The sequence below is a fragment of the Exiguobacterium sp. 8A genome (assembly GCF_902506275.1).
Classification (GTDB): Bacteria; Bacillota; Bacilli; order Exiguobacteriales; family Exiguobacteriaceae; genus Exiguobacterium; species Exiguobacterium profundum.
Genome location: NZ_LR733636.1, coordinates 1 through 1340 on the forward strand (window position 1 = coordinate 1; position 1340 = coordinate 1340).

Annotated in this window: 1 protein-coding gene; it reads left to right on the forward strand. The window is 61.1% G+C overall.

What is annotated here, in order from left to right; genetic code table 11:
• Nucleotides 1-1149: O-antigen ligase (locus GVY42_RS15110; RefSeq protein ID WP_159565572.1), on the forward strand; the 1149-nt coding region annotated here is incomplete at its 5' end.
• Between the last annotated feature and the right edge of the window lie 191 nt (nt 1150-1340).

Below are 1340 nucleotides of genomic sequence, written 5' to 3' on the forward strand. Positions count from 1 at the left end.
GACCCGCCCGCGCTCGCCGTGCATCTCTTCTTCGGCTACATCATCATCCGAGTTGCCTTTGCGCTGACACAGGGCGAGCCGATCAGCGACTGGATTCGTGATTCGGCCCCGTTCCTCTATGTCTTCGTTGCTTACGTCAGTGCAGCATCGATCGCGCGCTCGACGAAGAGCGCTCGTGACAGAACCGCTCGTATCTTCCGGATTGCATTGGCCTTCCATCTCGTCTGGGCCACCGTTTCAATCTTCACGGGGTTCACGGGCATCCCGCTTCCGGGTGGTGCTGCAGGGATCTTCCAAGTTCGGCCGGACATCGACATGGCAATCCTCGGAATCGGGGCCGGAACGTTCTTGCTCCGCGCGTTCCGCATGTCCAAGCGTTTCTGGTCCATCTCGGCGATCGTCGTGTCCCTGGTCGACGTTTTCTCGCTGCAGTCGCGCGCTGGGTTGATCAGCGTCGTCGCATCGATGTTCGTCGCCTACCTGATCTTCTACGTCAGCACTCCTGCTCGTAGCGGCCGTCGCCTGTTCTCCCAGATGCTCGTGCCGATTGCTATCGCTGTTCTCATGCTCGTCCTGCCGTTGACCGGCGCGGGACAGCGAATCATCGCCACGATCGATACCTCGGCGGCCACCACACAAGGCCAGTTGAGTGCGAAGGGCACGGAGAATGCGCGGCGGTTGGTCTGGTCGCAGGTGATCGCCTGGACGAATGGATCTCCGTCCCGACAGATCATCGGCAGCGGATTCGGGAACGACTTCCTGACGGAATCTGGCACGCTGTCGTTCCTCGAGGGGACGACCTACGACAACGTTCGGAGTCCGCACAACTACTTCGTCGGTATCTACGCCCGCATGGGTGCAGTCGGCCTGGTTCTTGCTGCGGCGGTGGTGCTCTCACTTGTCTTCACGCTGTTCCGACGGCTGCGTGTCGCCGCTCAAGATGACGTCGTCGCGACAGCAGCGATGACGATCATCGCCATCCTGCCTGTGGCGTCACTCGGGGTTGTCCTCGAAGCCCCGTTCGGCGCGGTGCCATTCTGGTGGTCGGCCGGGGTCATTCTCGCCATCGCACCGCGAAGGATCGAAGATGTCGATGGGCGAGTGGCGGTCTCGTCGAGAAAGACGCTCACTCCATCTGCGGGCCGCTAGGCCTTTTACGAGCGTCGTTTGGCTTCGGTTGTCCGGAGCCCCAGCTGCGCGAAATTGGGAAATCCGTGGGCTTCGTGCTGGCATTCGAGGACGGCGAGTTGTAGGCTCGCGCACTGTGGAAGAGTTTGCCAACAGGATTGGCGCGTTGGATGGACTTCGTGGAATTGCTGCTCTGGTCGTTCTCATCCACC